Raw genomic sequence first — 16,790 nt, forward strand, 5'->3', positions numbered from 1 at the left:
GGGGACCTGACAGGTCCGAATCCTGTCGACCGGGGCAAGTACGGCTCGAAGATCCACCTGATCACCGAGCGGACCGGTCTGCCCCTGTCCGTCGGGATCTCGGGCGCCAACGTCCACGACAGCCAAGCCCTGATCCCGCTCGTGAAGGGCATACCGCCCATCCGCTCCCGCCGGGGTCCCCGCCGGCGCAGGCCCGGCAAGCTCCATGCCGACAAGGGCTACGACTACCGCCACCTGCGGAAATGGCTGTCCCAGCGAGGCATCCGGCACCGCATCGCCCGCAAAGGCGTCGAGACCTCGCAGCGGCTCGGACGGCACCGGTGGACCATCGAACGCACCATGTCCTGGCTCGCCGGCTGCAGACGGCTCCACCGTCGCTACGAACGCAGGGCAGAGCACTTCCTAGCCTTCACCAGCATCGCCTGCACCCTCATCTGTTATCGCCGACTCGCCAAATGAGATGACTTCTTAGTCGACGCGGTCCTGGAGGACACCGGTGTCCGCACGCAGCGGCTGCGGCTGCTCCCGGCGCGTGTCGTGGTGTACTTCGTGCTGGCCCTCGCCTTCTTCGAGCGATCCTCCTACCAAGGGGATATGGGCCAAGCTCACGGCGGGACTGGGCAGCGTGCCCGTGGCCCGCCCGTGCGCCTCGTCACTGGCCCGTGCCCGGCGCCGGCTGGGCAGCGGACCGCTGCGCCACCTGTTCTCGATCCGGGCTGGACCAGTGGCCGACCACCGCCAGTCCTGCGCCTTCTACCAGGGCCTGCGCCTGGTCGCCGTGGACGGCACCACCCTGTCCGCTCCCGACGAGAAAGCGGTGACCTGGCACTTTCGCAAGCACATCGGCAGGGTCCGCGCGTTCGGCTACCCGCTGGTGCGCCTGGTCGCCCTCGTGGAGTGCGCGCACGGGCCCTGGTGGACGCGGTCTTCGGACCCGACGACATCGGCGAACTCGCCTACGCACGCCGTCTGCTGGGACATCTGGACGCATCGATGCTCCTGCCGGCCGACGCCTACTACGACGCGTTCGACTTCCTTCAGGCCGTGCAGGACACCGGAGCCCGTTTCGTGCTGCGTTCCACCCGCAAGCGACGCCGACCGTGCGCCGCCCCCTGCCCGACGGCTCCTACCTCACCGCAGTCCTGCCGCGCCGCCACCGCGCCAGGGCGAGCGGCCAGCGGGTGGAGGTGCGGGTGGTCGAGGCGTGGCTCACCGTCGTCCTCGCCGACGGCACCACGCGCACGGAGCTGTGGCGGCTGCTGACCAATCTGCTGGATGCCGACACCCACCCGGCAAACGACCTGCTGCGGCTCTACCACCGGCGCTGGCAGGCGGAGACCTGCTATTTCTCGCTGGTCCACGATCTTGGACGGGCGAGTCCTGCGTTCACGCAGTGTCCCCGGTCTTGAGCAGGAGATCTTCGCACTGCTGACGGTCTACCAGGCACTGGTCCGCATGGCCGGCGATGTCACCACGGCCACGCCGGGACTGTCCGCTCAGCGGGTGAGCTTCACCGTTCTGTTCCAGGCCGCCGCGGACCAGATCATCGTCGCCCCAGGGACTGTTCGGGGCGGTACGGCATCGTTGATCGGAGCCATCGGCCGGCCCGTGCTGGCCAACCTCCTCCCCGAACAGCGCCGCCAGCGCCTGAAGGCCCGCTACCGCAAGACATCCAGCAAGTACCAGTTCCAGCGGGACCAACATCCGCGCACTGTGCAGACGTACACACTGGACTTCAAGATGGTCAAGGACGGAGACATTGACGCCGGGCCTGACGGCTAAAGCAACGGTGTTGCCTTGTCGTGGTGTAGCCGATCACGGTTAGGGAGTGCGCCGGGGGCGCGCGCCGACGTAGCTTCCGCTCCCTGCCCGCAGGGTGGGCCACCGTGCAACTCTCCGTAGTGAACGGCCAGTTCAACGCGGGAGGTGCAGGGTGGCCCTGTCTCAGCATGACCTACTCCGGTTGTTGGAGTCACTACGTTCGGCGGCTCGCCGAGGAGATGTTCGGCCCGGCGTGTACGCGCCGCGTCGGGACGACTGCGGCCCCATCGCGTGCGCGGTGGCGTGAGTTGAGGCATATTCAGGCGGGTCGGCCTCCACCGGAGCCGGCCTCAGCCGTCCTGTCACCGACCGGCCTCCGTCTTGATCGAGGAATTGCGGATGATCAGCTCCGGCAGGACGAGGACACGCTGCGCCGGGCGACGCTTGCCCTCCAGCAGCCTTGAGACCATCATCTCCACCGCGACCCGGCCCACCCGGGACTTGGGCGGGCGAACCGCCGTCATCGCCGGCTCGGCCAGCTGGGCCACCTCGTCGTCGTAGCTGACGAGGGCCATGTCGTCCGGGATCGCGATGCCCTGTTCGGCGGCGTACTGGGCGACGGACATCGCGTCCTGGTCGCTGTGCACGATGAGCGCGGTGGTCCGGGACTGGCGGCATCGGCGCAGGATCTTCTCGATGATCTGCCGGTGGCCGGGTATGCCGAGGGCTACGCTCTCGCGGACCACGAACTCGCCGAGCAGGTCGAGTTCCGCGCAGGCCCGCTGCCAGCCCTGTGCGAGGTGCGCCGAGGTCGGGCTGCCGTTCGCGAGCACCAGGCCGATGCGGCGGTGGCCGTGTTCGTGGAGATGGCGCACCGCCATCTCCATGCCGAGCGCGTGGTCGCTGCGTACCCACTCGAGCTGGCGCGGCGTCGGAGTCCAGGGCGATGTCTGCCGTTCCACCAGGATGGTCGGCACTGGTAGCTTGCCGATCCAGTCGATCATCTCATCGGCACCGTCGGCTTCCAGGCTGGGCGCCAGCAGTAGTCCCTGCACCTGCTTGGCCTCGATCAGCCGGCTGATCTGCCGGCGGTCCTCCGCCCGGTCGTAGCTCGACCCGCGCAGCTGAATCTGGGCGCCGAGCGGGACCGCGGCCGCCCGGGCGCCGGTCACGATAGCGGGCCAGTAGTAGTCCAGGGAGGGAACGACCATGCCAATGGTGAACGGCGACGATCCCGGGCGGGTCCGGCGCGGGGGAGCCGGGTCGGTCTCGGCCGGTAGGGTGGCGCCGCCGTGCACCTTGGTGAGCAGGCCGCGGTCGGCGAGTGCGGCGATGTCACGCCGCACCGTCAGTTCGCTGACCTCCAGCATCCGGGCCAACTCCCCGACCCGGACGGCGCCGTGCCGGCGCAGTTCGTCCATGAGCCGCTCTCTGCGTTGCAGAGCGAAGAGCCGGTCACCGGCCATTGGTCCACCCCTCGATCATCGGCTTCCCCCTCCTCATCGCGTGTTCGACTCTGAACGAATCACTTCGCTCACGTGCGAGCCCTAGCGGTTCTGTGCTGACCACCACTATCTCTGTTCCAACCTGATCGGCAAGGCGTGCTCGCCTGTGCGGAACCGGCCAAGGGAAGGACTCGACACTCGATGCAGACGAAGCCACACGCACTCGTCGTGATGAGCAGGGAGAGCTTCGACGCACACTTCGACGCTTCCCGTCTCGCGCGGCTGGCGGACCTGGTGACGCTGGGTGATCCGGTCTGGACCGATGACCTCGACGCTCCCGCTGTACGGGCCCGGCTGGCGGACGTCGAGGTGATGCTCACGTCGTGGGGTGCTCCCCGGCTGACGCCGGAGCGGCTCGACGCGGCGCCCACGCTGCGCGCGGTGCTGCATTGTGCCGGCAGTGTGCGGGGACTGGTGGGAGACGACGTGTGGCGGCGGGGGATCCGGATCACCAGTGCGGCCGACACCAACGCGATTCCGGTGGCCGAGTACACATTGGCGGCCATCATCTTCGCCGGGAAGAAGGTCCCGTTCCTCGCCGCCGATAAGCGCCTTGCCTACGAGGGGTGGGGAACGGTGACGGGCTACGGGGACCTGTCGAACTTTGCGCAGACCGTCGGCATTGTCGGGTTCTCCCGGATCGGCCGCAGGGTCGTCGAACTGCTCAAGGTTCTCGACGGCACCACCTGTCTGGTCGCGGATCCGCATGCCGATCCGGCGGAGGTCGCGGCGGCCGGCGCGACCCTGGTCGACCTGGTGGACCTGCTGCCCAGAGTCGACGTGCTGTCCCTGCACGCTCCCGGGCTGCAGGAGACCCGGCACCTCATCGGTGCAGACCAGCTGCGTCTGCTGTCGGACCACGCGACGATCATCAACACGGCGCGCGGTAGCCTCGTCGACTCCGCCGCGCTCGCCGCCGAGTGCGCGTCCGGCCGTCTCTTCGCCATCCTCGACGTGACCGACCCCGAGCCGCTGCCCGCGACGTCGCCGCTGCGGCGGCTTCCCCAGGTGATGGTCACCCCGCATGTGGCGGGGTCGCTCGGTTCGGAGATCGGGCGCCTGACCGACCACACCCTCGACGAGCTGGCCCGGTGGATCAGGCGGCAGCCTCTGCAGGCAGAGGTCACCGCGGAGTCCTGGGCCCTCGGACTGAGTGCCTGAGCCGATGTCTTCCATTCGCCGAACACCGAAGGAGATATGCACCATGAGACGACCCGCCAAGGTCCTGACGGCAGCCATCGCGTTGGCGCTGCTCACCGCCGGGTGCAGCAGCGGCGGCTCCGACACCACCGCCGACGGCAAGAAGGTGCTCCGGGTTGCCCTGTGGAACTACGACCAGACGCCCGAGTTCAAGGCGCTGATCGACGGGTTCAAGGCGAAGTACCCGGACATCGAGGTCCGCCCGGTCGACATCCTCTCCGACGACTACTCCGAGAAGGTCACCACGATGCTGGCCGGTGGCGACACCACAGACGTGCTGACGATGAAGACCCTCACGGACTACGCCCGGTTCGGGACTCGGGGTCAGCTGCAGTCGGTCAATGACGAGGTCGGCAAGCTCGACAAGGCGAAGTACGGCGGGCTCGACGCCTACGACATGAACGGCGAGTACTACGCGCTGCCGTACCGGCAGGACTTCTACGTTCTCTACTACAACAAGTCGCTGCTCAAGGACAGCGGCGCGGACCTGTCCAAGCTGACCTGGTCCGACTACGCCGCGCTGGCGAAGCGGCAGACGAAGGGCAGCGGCGCGTCGAAGGTCTACGGGACCTACCAGCACACCTGGCGTTCCCTCGTGCAGGCGATCGCGGCGGCGCAGACCGGTGGTGACCTGCTGGGAGGTGACTACGGGTTCTTCAAGGACCAGTACGCGATGGCCCTCGACCTGCAGAAGTCCGGGGCGGCCATGTCGTGGGCCACGGCCAACAGCCAGAAGGTCACCTACAAGACGATGTTCACGACCGACAAGACCGTGTTGATGCCGATGGGCACCTGGTTCGCCGCGGTCCTGGTGCAGGAGAAGGCCGCGGGCGACTTCAAGGACGACTGGGGCATGGCGCCGCTGCCGCAGATGACCGTCGACGGCAAGGCGACCACTTTCGGCGCACCGACCGCGTTCGCCATCAACAAGAAGGCGAAGAACTCCGACGCGGCCCGGAAGTTCCTTTCGTTCGCGTCCGGCCCCGACGGCGCCGCCGCGGTCGCCAAGGTCGGTATCACCCCGTCCTACACCGACGAGGCGATCATGGACACGTACTTCTCCGTCCAGGGCATGCCGACCGACGATCTCACCAAGAAGGCCATGCGCCCGGACACGGTGAAGCTGGAGATGCCGATCAGTGAGAAGTCCTCTGACGTCGACACCATCCTCACCGAGGAGCACCAGCTCGTGATGACCGGTGAGAAGTCGGTCGACCAGGGCATCAAGGAGATGAACTCCCGAGTGAAGTCCGAAGTCGGATGACCCCGGAATCCGGCGCGGCAGCCGCCAAGCGGCGAAGCCGGCGCACGACACTGGTCGGCTGGAGTTTCATCCTTCCGAACTTCCTCGGTTTCGCGGCCCTGACCCTGATACCGGTGCTCGCGACGCTGCTGCTGGCGTTCACGAACTGGAACTCGTACTCCACACCGGAATGGGTCGGACTCGAAAACTTCCGCAGGATGTTCGACAGCGACACCTTCTGGGTCGCACTGAGCAACACGGCGTGGTATGCCCTCGGCCACATCCCGCTCACGCTGGCGGCGTCCCTCGGCCTGGCCGTGCTGCTCAACCAGAAACTCCGCGGCGTCGGGTTCCTGCGCACGGCGTTCTTCTTCCCGTACATCACCTCGCTCGTCGCGGTGGCGGTGGTGTGGAACATGCTCTTCAGTCCCGACCTGGGACCGGTGAACCAACTGCTGCGGGCCGTGGGTGTCGGCCATCCGCCGGGGTGGACCGCCTCCACCGACTGGGCGATGCCCGCGGTCATCATCACCAGTGTGTGGCGGGACATGGGCTACTACATGGTGCTCTATCTCGCCGGACTCCAGGCGATCCCGGCGGAGTTGTACGAGGCGGCCCGGGTGGACGGGGCCGGACCGTGGCAGCGGTTCTGGCACATCACCGTCCCGTCCCTGCGGCCCACCACGTTCTTCGTGCTGGTCATGCTGACGATCTCCAGCTTCAAGGTCTTCGACCTGGTGCAGATCATGACCGAGGGTGGCCCCGGCCGGTCGACCCTGGTGCTGTCCCAGGTGATCTTCCGGGAGGGGATCAAGCAGGGGCGCTTCGGCTATTCTTCGGCGATTTCCCTGGTGCTCTTCGTCATCGTGCTGATGATCACCGTAGTCCAGTTCCGGTTCCAGCGGAGGAATGAGCGATGAACACGAGTGTGCTGCGAGAGGGCAGCACGACGGCCGGGGTGCCGCGCTCAACCGGTGGTGGGTGGGGCCGTTCCGCTCCGGGGAGTCGCCGCCGCCGGACGACGCGGCTCCTGGGTCGCGTCCTGCTCTACGCGGCTCTGCTCGCGCTGTCGGCCGTGATCCTGGTTCCCTTCGTCTGGATGCTGGTCTCCTCGGTCAAGCGGGACAACGACGTGCTCACGGTCCCGATCCAGTGGATCCCGCAGGAGTTCCACTGGGACAACTTCACCCGCATCTGGACCCGGATCCCGCTGCTCACGTACCTGGGGAACTCGCTGTTCCTCAGTGTCACCATTACCGCGCTGCAGGTGCTGACCGGGAGCTTCGCGGCCTACGGCTTCGCCAAGGCCCGTTTCCCCGGACGCGATGCCCTGTTCCTCGCCTACGTCAGCACCATCGCGGTGCCGTGGCAGGCGTACATGGTGCCGCAGTACATCATCATGGAGCGCCTGGGACTGGTGAACACGCACCTCTCGCTGATCCTGCTGCAGGCTTTCGGCGCGTTCGGGGTGTTCCTGATGCGCCAGTACTACCTGACGATCCCGGACGAGATCAGCGAGGCTGCGCGGCTGGACGGACTCAGCGAGTACGGCATCTGGGCACGGATCGTGCTGCCTCTGTCCAAGCCCGCACTGGCCAGCCTCGCCCTGCTGACCTTTGTCAACACCTGGAACGACTACATGGGGCCGTTCATCTATCTGACCGACAACGACCTGTGGACGGTGCAGATCGGACTGCGGCAGTTCGTCGGCATCTACGACTCCCAGTACGCCATGATCATGACCGGTTCGGTGTTGTCGGTACTGCCGATCCTGGTGGTCTTCCTGCTCGGACAGCGCTACTTCGTCCAGGGCATCGCCACCGGCGGAATGAAGTGAGGCAGTCATGAGCACCCCCGTCGCCGGCCGGCGCCCCAGGCTCAATCTCGACCACGGGGCCTGGGAGTTGGTCTGGTCGCACGTCCACCGGGTCCTGGTCGTCAACCTGGGCCTGGCGGTGACGAACGCGCCGCTGCTGCTCGCCCTGGGCGTGGTGCACCGGCCGTGGCAGTACCCGGTCTTCTTCGGACTGCTGTCCCTCGGCCTCGGCCCCTCGCTCGCCGCCGCCTTCCACTACCTGCGCCGGACCACCGAGGACGACCGGGCACCGGTGGCCGACCTGCTCCGCGTCTACCGGCGCCTGTTCGCCCCGGCGCTGCTCGGCTGGGCGCCGTGGGTGCTGCTGGTCGCCGTGGCGGCCACCGACGTGGGTGTCCTCCGGAAAACCCCATTCGGGCCGGCCCTGGTACCGCTGCTGGTCGTTCTCGCACTCGTCGCCGCGAGCTCCGGCACCGTGGCGATGGCCGCCCTGGCGAACGAGCCACGGCTCTCCCCGCGCACACTGCTGACCGCGTCCTACGCCTCGGTGCGCCACTGGTGGCTCGGGCTGCTGAACCTGGCGCTGCTCGGCACAACACTCGTCCTGGTCAACCAGGCGCCCTTGCTCGGCCTTGCTGTACTGCCGGGCTGCACTCTCTTCGTCGTCTGGCGCAACAGCCGCGCGATGCTCACGACGGTGGCACCGGCCGCCGACCCCGCAGCCAGCCACGCCCATCGAGACCCTGTGGGAGTCCAGGCATGACCATCCGCCCCGGCACGACCGTCCCGGAGGACCGCGTCCGCTCCCCGTACACCGGCTGGACCCGCGACCACTGGACCTCTCTCGCGGACCGGATGCTCGCGGCCCTCGAGCCGTATCGCTCCCCGGCCGGTGCCCGCGTCGCTCTGCCGGGCCCCACCAGCATGTACGGCACCGACTCCGACGGCCTGGAGGGCTTCGCCCGCACCTTCCTGCTGGCCGGCTTCAGGATAGCCGGGGAGAACGGCGCCGACCCCGGCGGAATGCTGGACCGGTACGCCCGCGGCCTGGCGGCGGGCACCGACCCCCGTTCAACGGAGGCCTGGCCGCGACCCGACAAACTCGGCCAGGCCAAGGTCGAGGCCGCGTCCATAGCCCTGGTGCTGCAACTGACCCGGCCCTGGCTGTGGGACCAGCTCGACGGCGCGGTGCGCGAGCGGACTGTCGACTGGCTGGCGACCGTCCGTGGACAGCCGTACCCGCGGAACAACTGGGTCTGGTTCAGGATCGTCGTCGAGTCCTTCCTGCGCGAGGTGGGCGGCCCGTGGTCGGCCGCCGACATCGAGGAGGACCTCGACTTCCACGCCTCGATGCGCAGGCCCGGCGGCTGGCTCAGCGACGGTGAGGAACGGTCCTACGACCACTACACCGGCTGGGCCCTGCACCTCTACCCGCTGCTGTGGACCCACCTGTTCGACGTCACCGGCCCGCTCTGCCCGCCCAAGCTGCGCGAGACCTGGGCAGCGGACCTGCGGGACTACCTCGACGACGCGGTGTGCCTGGTGGGCGGGGACGGCTCCCCGCTGCTGCAGGGCCGCAGCCTCACCTACCGGTTCGCCGCCGCCGCACCGTTCTGGGTCGGCGCGGTCACCGGAGCCGGCGGGCAACCGCCGGGACTGGTACGCCGCGTGACCGGCGGCATCGTCCGGCACTTCACCGACCGGGACGCCCTCGACGCGGAGGGGCTGCTGACACTGGGCTGGCACCACGCTTGGCCGGCGATACGCCAGTCCTACTCCGGATCCGGCTCACCGTACTGGGCGTCCAAGGGAATGCTCGGACTCATGCTGCCCGCCAACCACCCGGTATGGACGAACAGGGAACTCCCGCTCCCCATCGAGACCGCCGACACGCAGCGGGTAGTCACCGCCCCCGGCTGGCTGCTCTCCGCACGGCGCCGCGACGGGATCGCGATGGTCCTCAACCACGGCACTGACCACGCCCGCCCCGGTGACACCGGCGCGGACTCGCCCCCGTACGCACGGCTCGGCTACTCCACCGCCACGATCCCCCCACTGACCGCGGACGCGGCGGCCTCCCCGGTCGACAACGCGGTCGTACTGCTCGATGAGGCCGGCCGGGCTTCCCACCGGTCCGGCTTCGAGCCGCTGTTCGCCCGGGAGTTGTCAGGCGGCGTGCTGGCGGCCGCCTCCCGCGGGCCGGTGCGCTGGGTCGACACCGCCGCCGACGACTCGCCCGACTACGGCTCAGGCCGGCGCGGACCGGTGACCCCCGGACCGGTGATCACCGTCGCCTCGCTACTGCGCGACGGGGTGGAGATCCGCCTCGCCCGGGTCGATACGCCCGCGACCGGAGCGAGCCCGTCCTGGCGTGCCGTGCGGCTGGGTGGCTGGCCGGTGGCGGCCGACGCTCGGCCGGGCACACAGATCACTCCCGGCGAGCCGGGCCCGTCCGCCGAGGCCCGGACCGCGTCGCTGCGATCTCGCCTGCAGGGCCTGCGGGGATTCGACCTCGGCGGGGTCACGACCCAGCAGGACATCAGTCCCCTCGGCTCCTGGACGGCGATCCCCTGGCTGGCCACGGACACGGACACACCGTTCGGCGAGATCCTCGCCGCCATGGTGCTCCTGGACCGGGGAGGCCCGGATGCCGCGGACCCCTCACTGACCGTGCACCCCGAGCCCGACGGCGGTCATCTCGTTGCGCTCACCTGGGCGGACGGCCTGCGCACCGAGATCGCCCTGCCCGCCGCGTCCGGATAATCAGCGAGTTCACGGACGGCACTACGAAGCCCGACGGGCGCAGGCGTTGTTGCTTTGCCCGAGACTCCGGACGCATAGTGCCTTTCAGTTCACTGTCCGGAGCTGGTCTATCCGGTGAGGTTGGCCAGATAGGAGGTTCCGGTGTTCCAGGGGGTGAGTTCGACGCCGAAACCTGAGTGATCGCCATGGAGGGCCACTTCGGACGAACCGGCCCGGACCCGGCGTCGGGACCCAGGACCCAGCTGCCTGGCCGTGTCCTTTCCACCAGGTAAAACACCGGACCCAGGACCCAGGGTCCCAGGTGTCCGTGGTCACCCGGCGATTCTCCGGGTGCCGGCGGCGTCCGCGCATGTCCTGTGCCATCGAACATTGAGCGTGTGCCATCGAGGTCCGATGATGGCGGTCTTTGTTCGCCGGCGGTCGGCGTCCTGATTAGGCCGTGGTCTTCGACTCTGGCTCGCCGCCCTGGGTGCGCAGCTGTTCGTTGATGTGCCGGGCTTCTTCGAGCTGGTCTTCGAGGATGACGATGCGGCGGGCTGCCTCGATGGGGGTGCCCTGGTCGACGAGTTCGCGGGCACGGGCTGCGATGCGCAGCTGGTAGCGGGAGTAGCGGCGGTGGCCGCCTTCGGAGCGCAGGGGGGTGATCAGGCGGTGTTCGCCGAGGGCGCGGAGGAAGGCGGGGGTGGTGCCGAGCATCTCGGCGGCCCGGCCCATGGTGTAGGCGGGGTAGTCATCGTCGTCGAGAGGGGCGACGGAACGGGTACTGCGAGGGGGCATAGACCTCTTCTTCCAGGGGATGCGTCGGGGGGCCCGGGTGCCGTGCGGCACCCGGGCCCCGGGCTTTCAACACCATCTACCGGCTGACTGCGCCGGCCTCTTGTTTCCGCAGGTTCCGCCTGGGAGGGCGGGGCTGCGGGGATCGCGGATGCGTGACCGGGGACCACCTTCCAATCCGGGGTCTGCGGTACCCGGACGGACTTCTTCCTCGTCCGGGCGATCCTGATGGCGTCTGCTCCTCACCTTCGGTTACTCGGTGGTACTGCTGGATACCGCGGGTACTGCTCGCAGCCCCGTGGGGCTGCGTCCTGCTTGACGTGCTGGGCGGCAGTTCGTCTCTGCCGCACCCTCTTCGACTTCCCGAGTACGACAGAAACAGTAACCCTGCGACGAGGCCATGTCTACTCTCACCACTACAGATTTTCTCCATGGCTGTTATTCAGAGTTCTAGCAAAGGTGCACCCGGAAGAGTGGTGCAGGAACATGTCGGTCCTGGGAAAACAGCCTCCCAACCTCCCAGGCATCACAGGCGTTCAGGGCATTTCCGGCCCCATTTCTCCTGGTTCCTCCCAGGTCTCTCCTGAGGCCGGCCGGTGCAGATGCTGCGGCGTGCGAGTGACCGCTATGGCTGCGGCATCGTCGGCGAGCCAGCCCCCCACGTGCGTGAGGAGGTCGCTGCGCAGCCGCCGGAGCACGCCGTCGGGCGTGCGCTCACCTCACGTGGCGAGACGTTCGGCGAGCCGGTAGAAGGTGCCGGATTCGTCGCGGGCCTCGACAACGCCGTCGGTGTAGAGCAGCAGTAGGTCGTCCTCCTCGAAGGGGAACGTGTCGAGGACGTACTGGCCGCAGTTGAACTCGCCGAGTCCGAGCGGCGGAGCCGGCGGGCTGCGGTCGAGCGGCACCACCGTGCCGCGATGCAGCATGAGCGGCGGGGGGTGCCCGCAGTTGACCACGTGGACGCAGCCGCCGTGGTCGGGGAAGTCGAGGAGCACCGCCGTGATGAAGCGCTCCTCGCCGTTGTCTCCGCCGCTGTGCGGATCCCATCCTGACGCTGCCGTCCAGGTGGGCCGCGAGGGCGGGGAGGGACCGCCTGGCGGTAGGCGAATCCGTAGAAGGACCCGAGCAGCATCGCGGCGTCCCCGACCGCCGCCAGCCCCTTGCCCCGGACGTCGCCGATGAGCAGCCGGGTGCTGGTGCGGGTGCGCGCCGCGGCGTACAGGTCACCGCCGATCTGTGCCTCGGCTTCGGCGGCGAGGTAGACCGAGGCGACCGTCAGCGGCCCGATACGGTCCGGCAGCGGTCGCAGCAGGACCTTCTGCGCGGTCTCGGACACGGCGCGTACCTGACTCACCACGCGCCTGTGACGGTCGCGTACAGCCGTGAAGACGACCACCACGATCGTACCGGCGGCCAGTGCGGCGATCCCCCGTCCCGGCTCGAGATTCCCGACCGTGTGTTGCAGCGAGGCCACCGCGAGCCGGGCACCCACGGCCAGGACGCTGACGCGTAAATAGAAGCAGTTCAGGGTGGGGGTGGGCAGGACTGGGTGCCCGGTGGCCGTTGAGGCTGCCGGGTGTCCGGGGCTGCCGGTCAGGTTGCGGTCTCCCTCGGGTTGAGGGTGACGGTGTAGCCGAGCTGGTTGACGGCCCGGCGGGTGGCGCGTTCGGGGTCGCGTTGGGTGAAGTAGGAGCCGCCGAGTTCCTGGTGGCCGACGTTGTCGCTGAGCATGTGCCAGATTGCGGTGATGATCGAGTGCTCGACGGCGACCAGTGCCCTGAGCGGGCCGCGGCGGGCGGTGAGCCGTTTGTATCGGGCCTGGAGGTAGGTGTCCTTGGTTCTCACTGCGCCGAACGCGGCGAGTCCGAGGGCGCCTTTGAGGTAGGGGTTGCCGGGTCGGACCAAGGTGTTCTTGGTGCGGCCGGCGGACTCGAGATGGCCGGGGCAGACACCGGCCCAGGACGCGAGGTGCTTGGCTGAGGCGAACCGGGTCACGTCCCCGCCGGTCTCCGCGATGATCACTTCGGCGGTGGCCTGGTTGATGCCGGGGATGGTGTCGAGCAGGCCGAGGGCGCCGCGAAAGGGCGCCATCGCCTCCTCGATGCGTCCGGTGAGCTGGTCGATCATCACGGTGAGCTGGTCATACTGGTCCAGATGGAGCCGGGCCAGGAACGCGTGATGTTCACGGAAGCGTCCGGCCAGGGCCTCGGTGAGTTCGGGGATCTTGTTGCGAAGCCTGCGCTTGGCCAGGTCCGCGAGGACCTGTGGGTCGGCTTCGCCGTGGATGAGGGCTTCGAGCATGGCCCGTCCGGAGACGCCCATGATGTCGGAAGCGACCGCGGAGAGAAGCCGGCCGGGGAGGCGGCTGACCTGGATGCCGCGCGCGTCCGGCGCCGCGAGCAGCAAGAGCGCCTTGAGCGGGCCTGGCAGCCGCGGACGCCGAGCGGGAGTTCCACGACCGTGAAGGCGAGCTGGCCGCCGCCGACCTGGCAGGTAAGCGCCCGCAGGTCCTCATCGTGTGCTGAGGCCTCCGGCAGACAGCGGGTCTTCTCCCACCGGGTGTTGCCCGCGAACGTCAGGATCAGGGTGAGGGCGTGGGCTGCCTGGCCGCGTCGGCGCAGCAGCAGGCCAGAGCTGGACGACCATGTCGAGCAGGGCGGCACGGACCTGGGTGCCGTCGAGGGTGTGCCGAGGGAAGGTGCTGCGCACGCTGGCTGAGGCGGACAGCGTGCGGGGGACGACAGAGCGCGGGTCGATGCCGCGAGCCGGTCGGCAGCGATCCGGCTGGCAAGGGCCAGTGCCGGCCCTGCCCGGCCCGCACCCAGTGCACCACCTCCCGCGAAAGCGCCCGCAACGGTGGGCTTCCCACGGCGGGAACTCCGCGACCTGCAACTCCGCGTCCGCACCGAGCAGCAGACACCCGAGTGGAAGACCCGGTACGCAATGCGCTCCGGGGTGGAGGGCACCGTCAACGAGTTCGCCCACGGCCACGGCATGCGCCGCGGCCGCTACCGAGGACAGCCGAAGGCCCACCTCCAGCACGTCCTGACCGCCATCGCCGTCAACATCGAGCGCCTCAGCGGACTGCCGCCGACCGGGGAAGCGCCCCCACCCCGCCAGCCGACCGCCTTCCAGAACTACCTCGATCAGCAAGAGATCCACCGGCCGAAGTCCTGGCGATCCACCAGCAGTTGACCGCAGCGAAGCCAAGATCCCCGACAGAGTCAAGCTGCAAGGCCAGCCCGCGCGGTGAAACGCTGCGCTTGAGCAGCGTTGAAGCGGCCGATGCGATCGGGTCAGGCGGCAGTCCAGTCGCGCAGTTGCCGGGCGATCCGGGCGACGCCGAGCACACCGGAGGCCGCGTCGCGTACCAGTGCGACGGCTGCCTTGGGCGGGTAGTCGAGGGCGCGCGCGTTGAGGGCCAGGTAGGCCTCCGTCGCGTGCCAGGCGAAGGCCTCGTTCGAGTGTTCCAAGCACGGCAGCTTCGCCAGGGTGTGCAGCAGGGCGGCGGCCTTGAGGGACAGCGATCCGTAGATGTCCCGCTCCATCGCCCGGGCGTTGACCCGGGCGACGGCCGCATACAGCGGCCCGTAGTCGTCAACCTGCGGATCACCGTCGAGCAGCTCGGCGGCGTGCAGCAGGAACGTGACATCGAGAGGGTGGAGAGGTTCCTGCTCGCTCACGCGGCGCGGCCCCGCTCCTGCTGCTCAAGCTCCCGCAGCGCCTCCTGCTCGATCGCCCGCTGCTCCGCGCCGGTGTCGATGCTGCTGGGCTCGGCCGCGAAAGCCGCGCCGCTGCGGGCCATGGACGCCTTGAAACCCTCCAGGAACCGCTGCTCCACCGCGATCGCCCGGTCATAGGCAGCCGAGAGGATGTACTCCTGCATGCTGACCCCCGCCTGCCTGGCGGCTGCCGCGATGGCCGCCCGCTGCGCGGGATCGGGGAAGCGCAGATTCATCGCTTTGGGATCCGTCATGGCATCCACGGTACCAGCAGTACCATCCGGACGTCACCGCATCTCGGTGCCGAGTCAGCATCCGGAAAAAACGGTCGAAGTCACTTCCCGGTGCCAGGAACCGAGACCGGAGGCTGATCCGCAGGTGTAGGGCTAATACTCCAGCAGCGTCTCGCTATCTGGCCTGGTCAGAGGCGTCGTCCGGAGTGTAGTGCGCTGATGGTGTGTCAGGGGCGGTCTTGCCGGACCGCCCCTCCAAGGAGTGGATGGGGAAAATGGCTGGGCGCTGATATGGACAGCCTCCCGGCGTGATCGACGAACATGCGGACGCAATCTGGGAACGAGAACTCGGCGACCTCTTCCTCTGCATCGGCCACCGGTTTGGCCGTGCCGACCTGCGGTGCCGAATGCGGGACTACGTGCGGGGCCTGCTCGCCCCCGTCGGCCGCAAGAACGGCTGGCAACTGGCCGAGTTCGCCGGGCATCGCACCCCCGACGGCCTCCAGCGGTTACTGAACGGAGCGACCTGGGACGCCGACGACGTCCGCGACGACCTGCAGTCATACGTCGCCAAGCACCTCGGCGATGACGACGGAGTACTCGTCATCGACGACACCGGCTTCATCAAGAAGGGCACCACCTCAGCCGGGGTCCAGCGCCAGTACTCCGGCACCGCCGGCCGTACCGAGAATTGCCAGATTGGTGTCTTCGCCGCCTACGCCACCAGCAACGGCCGCGCGTTGGTGGACCGGGAGCTGTATCTGCCCAGGTCCTGGACGGACGACCGGGAGCGCTGCCGGGCGGCGAAGGTCCCCGACGAACGCGGCTTCGCCACCAAGGGAGAACTGGCCAAGCGCCTCGTGCTGCGGGCTCTGGCCTCTGATCTCCCCCTCGCCTGGGTGGCCGCGGACGCCGCCTACGGGCAGGAGGGTCGATTCCGCCGTCTGCTGGAGCAGTCCGGTCTCGGCTATGTGCTCGCGGTGCCCAAGTCCCAGCAGGTTTTCGGCCCGCGCATCGACCACCTCTTCGCCCAGGCTCCGGACGAGGCATGGGAGCTGATCTCGTGCGGCGACGGGGCCAAGGGGCCGCGGCTTTACCACTGGGCGGCACTGGAACTGCCCACGGTGGCAGAGTTCGACTACCAGGGCGAGGTGCCCGTTCGTCGGCGGTGGGCACTGGCCCGCCGCAGCCTGAGCAAGCCGGAGGAGATTGCCTACTTCCTCGCCTACGCCCCACGGGAGTCCGTGGTGGCCGACCTGGTGCGGGTCGCCGGGATGCGCTGGCAGATCGAGGAGTGCTTCCAGGCGGCGAAGAACGAGTGCGGCCTGGACCAGTACGAGGTCCGCCGTTACATCGGCTGGTACGGGCACATCACCTTGGCCATGCTCGCCCATGCCTACCTCGCGGTCATGGCGGCCGACGCGGGAGCAAAGGGGGGTGCAGAAACGCTTCCGGCCCCTGGCTCCGCTCACCGTGGCAGAAGTCCGCCGGCTCCTGGCGCCTCGCCTCGCCGAGAACCGCCGAGCCGGACGGTCGCTTTGCGCGCACCTGCTGAGCTGGTCACGCTGGCGCCGCAGACGCCAGGCCGTCGCCCGCCACTGCCACTACCGGCGACGACTCCACTCCTTGGAGGGGCGGTCCGGCAAGACCGCCCCTGACACACCACCAGCCCACTACACTCCGGACGACGCCTCTGACCAGGCCAGATAGCGAAACGCTGCTGGAGTACTAGTGGCCGCGATCGGCAACGCCCGCCGGGACGCCTACCTCGCC

General features: G+C 68.8%; 17 protein-coding genes. 11 read left to right on the forward strand and 6 right to left on the reverse strand.

All coding sequences use genetic code 11. From position 1 onward, the window contains the following. From ACIP4X_RS35000 to ACIP4X_RS35010, 3 genes are all read left to right on the forward strand, one after another. Positions 1–459 (forward strand): IS5 family transposase (locus ACIP4X_RS35000; RefSeq protein ID WP_401352370.1); only part of this gene is annotated, 459 nt, incomplete at its 5' end. 641 nt (positions 460–1,100) lie between these two features. Further along, on the forward strand, positions 1,101–1,409 hold the full coding sequence (locus ACIP4X_RS35005; RefSeq protein ID WP_358738056.1) for a hypothetical protein: 309 nt from the start codon (positions 1,101–1,103) through the stop codon (positions 1,407–1,409). Further along, entirely contained in the window at positions 1,366–1,782 is a 417-nt protein-coding gene (locus ACIP4X_RS35010; protein ID WP_401352373.1) for a hypothetical protein, read from the forward strand. The genes ACIP4X_RS35005 and ACIP4X_RS35010 overlap by 44 nt, the downstream gene beginning before the upstream one ends. Before the next feature lie 341 nt (positions 1,783–2,123). On the opposite strand, the gene ACIP4X_RS35015 is transcribed toward ACIP4X_RS35010, so the two are convergent. Further along, positions 2,124–3,227: a substrate-binding domain-containing protein gene (locus tag ACIP4X_RS35015; RefSeq protein WP_401352376.1), complete on the reverse strand. Its 1,104-nt coding sequence runs from the start codon at positions 3,225–3,227 to the stop codon at positions 2,124–2,126. A 180-nt stretch (positions 3,228–3,407) separates the two neighbouring features. Here ACIP4X_RS35015 and ACIP4X_RS35020 point away from each other — a divergent pair, with 180 nt between their 5' ends. Genes ACIP4X_RS35020 through ACIP4X_RS35045 form a run of 6 tightly spaced genes read left to right on the forward strand, consistent with a single transcriptional unit; the run spans position 3,408 to position 10,288 of the window. Next, positions 3,408–4,427, forward strand: coding sequence for a hydroxyacid dehydrogenase (locus ACIP4X_RS35020; RefSeq protein ID WP_358738050.1), 1,020 nt, complete (start codon positions 3,408–3,410; stop codon positions 4,425–4,427). Positions 4,428–4,470: 43 nt separating this feature from the next. Beyond that, entirely contained in the window at positions 4,471–5,730 is a 1,260-nt protein-coding gene (locus ACIP4X_RS35025) for an extracellular solute-binding protein (protein WP_358738048.1), read from the forward strand. After that, positions 5,727–6,629, forward strand: a complete 903-nt coding sequence (locus tag ACIP4X_RS35030) for a sugar ABC transporter permease (protein WP_358738047.1) — start codon at positions 5,727–5,729, stop codon at positions 6,627–6,629. Before ACIP4X_RS35025 ends, ACIP4X_RS35030 begins: the two co-directional genes overlap by 4 nt. Continuing rightward, positions 6,626–7,546, forward strand: coding sequence for a carbohydrate ABC transporter permease (locus ACIP4X_RS35035; protein WP_358738045.1), 921 nt, complete (start codon positions 6,626–6,628; stop codon positions 7,544–7,546). Before ACIP4X_RS35030 ends, ACIP4X_RS35035 begins: the two co-directional genes overlap by 4 nt. 7 nt (positions 7,547–7,553) lie before the next feature. Continuing rightward, the gene (locus ACIP4X_RS35040; protein WP_391460337.1) at positions 7,554–8,288 is read left to right on the forward strand and encodes a hypothetical protein; all 735 of its coding nucleotides are present in this window, start codon (positions 7,554–7,556) and stop codon (positions 8,286–8,288) included. Continuing rightward, the gene (locus ACIP4X_RS35045) at positions 8,285–10,288 is read left to right on the forward strand and encodes a DUF2264 domain-containing protein (RefSeq protein WP_358738041.1); all 2,004 of its coding nucleotides are present in this window, start codon (positions 8,285–8,287) and stop codon (positions 10,286–10,288) included. Before ACIP4X_RS35040 ends, ACIP4X_RS35045 begins: the two co-directional genes overlap by 4 nt. Positions 10,289–10,720: 432 nt before the next feature. Here ACIP4X_RS35045 and ACIP4X_RS35050 read toward each other — a convergent pair whose 3' ends face one another. The 3 genes from ACIP4X_RS35050 to ACIP4X_RS35060 all read right to left on the reverse strand — a co-directional run bounded on the left by ACIP4X_RS35050 (position 10,721) and on the right by ACIP4X_RS35060 (position 13,468). Beyond that, entirely contained in the window at positions 10,721–11,065 is a 345-nt protein-coding gene (locus tag ACIP4X_RS35050) for a MerR family transcriptional regulator (protein ID WP_391460333.1), read from the reverse strand. Positions 11,066–11,781: 716 nt separating this feature from the next. Then, positions 11,782–12,171 carry a PP2C family protein-serine/threonine phosphatase gene (locus ACIP4X_RS35055; protein WP_401352399.1) on the reverse strand — a complete coding sequence of 130 codons (390 nt, stop codon included), beginning with the start codon at positions 12,169–12,171 and terminating at the stop codon, positions 11,782–11,784. 484 nt (positions 12,172–12,655) lie between these two features. Further along, positions 12,656–13,468 carry a transposase gene (locus ACIP4X_RS35060; RefSeq protein WP_401352382.1) on the reverse strand — a complete coding sequence of 271 codons (813 nt, stop codon included), beginning with the start codon at positions 13,466–13,468 and terminating at the stop codon, positions 12,656–12,658. A gap of 450 nt (positions 13,469–13,918) precedes the next feature. On the opposite strand from ACIP4X_RS35060, the gene ACIP4X_RS35065 reads away from it, so the two are divergent. Continuing rightward, on the forward strand, positions 13,919–14,257 hold the full coding sequence (locus tag ACIP4X_RS35065; RefSeq protein ID WP_358738034.1) for a transposase: 339 nt from the start codon (positions 13,919–13,921) through the stop codon (positions 14,255–14,257). Positions 14,258–14,358: 101 nt separating this feature from the next. Here the strand turns inward: ACIP4X_RS35065 and ACIP4X_RS35070 are convergent, their stop codons facing one another. Then, positions 14,359–14,745: a fic family toxin-antitoxin system, toxin component gene (locus tag ACIP4X_RS35070; RefSeq protein ID WP_358738032.1), complete on the reverse strand. Its 387-nt coding sequence runs from the start codon at positions 14,743–14,745 to the stop codon at positions 14,359–14,361. After that, positions 14,742–15,038, reverse strand: a complete 297-nt coding sequence (locus ACIP4X_RS35075; RefSeq protein ID WP_391460324.1) for a hypothetical protein — start codon at positions 15,036–15,038, stop codon at positions 14,742–14,744. Before ACIP4X_RS35075 ends, ACIP4X_RS35070 begins: the two co-directional genes overlap by 4 nt. A gap of 311 nt (positions 15,039–15,349) precedes the next feature. Here ACIP4X_RS35075 and ACIP4X_RS35080 point away from each other — a divergent pair, with 311 nt between their 5' ends. After that, positions 15,350–16,675: an IS701 family transposase gene (locus ACIP4X_RS35080; protein ID WP_401352402.1), complete on the forward strand. Its 1,326-nt coding sequence runs from the start codon at positions 15,350–15,352 to the stop codon at positions 16,673–16,675. The last annotated feature ends 115 nt before the right edge of the window (positions 16,676–16,790 follow it).

This window comes from Streptomyces sp. NPDC088817, assembly GCF_044750345.1.
Lineage (GTDB): Bacteria > Actinomycetota > Actinomycetes > Streptomycetales > Streptomycetaceae > Streptomyces.

Excerpts from the sequence above, each read along its gene's own strand:
- ACIP4X_RS35040 (WP_391460337.1), top strand. The coding sequence starts at position 7,554 with ATGAGCACCCCCGTCGCCGGCCGGCGCCCCAGGCTCAATCTCGACCAC.
- ACIP4X_RS35075 (WP_391460324.1), bottom strand. The coding sequence starts at position 15,038 with ATGACGGATCCCAAAGCGATGAATCTGCGCTTCCCCGATCCCGCGCAG.
- ACIP4X_RS35035 (WP_358738045.1), top strand. The coding sequence starts at position 6,626 with ATGAACACGAGTGTGCTGCGAGAGGGCAGCACGACGGCCGGGGTGCCG.
- ACIP4X_RS35050 (WP_391460333.1), bottom strand. The coding sequence starts at position 11,065 with ATGCCCCCTCGCAGTACCCGTTCCGTCGCCCCTCTCGACGACGATGAC.
- ACIP4X_RS35045 (WP_358738041.1), top strand. The coding sequence starts at position 8,285 with ATGACCATCCGCCCCGGCACGACCGTCCCGGAGGACCGCGTCCGCTCC.
- ACIP4X_RS35015 (WP_401352376.1), bottom strand. The coding sequence starts at position 3,227 with ATGGCCGGTGACCGGCTCTTCGCTCTGCAACGCAGAGAGCGGCTCATG.
- ACIP4X_RS35030 (WP_358738047.1), top strand. The coding sequence starts at position 5,727 with ATGACCCCGGAATCCGGCGCGGCAGCCGCCAAGCGGCGAAGCCGGCGC.
- ACIP4X_RS35025 (WP_358738048.1), top strand. The coding sequence starts at position 4,471 with ATGAGACGACCCGCCAAGGTCCTGACGGCAGCCATCGCGTTGGCGCTG.
- ACIP4X_RS35020 (WP_358738050.1), top strand. The coding sequence starts at position 3,408 with ATGCAGACGAAGCCACACGCACTCGTCGTGATGAGCAGGGAGAGCTTC.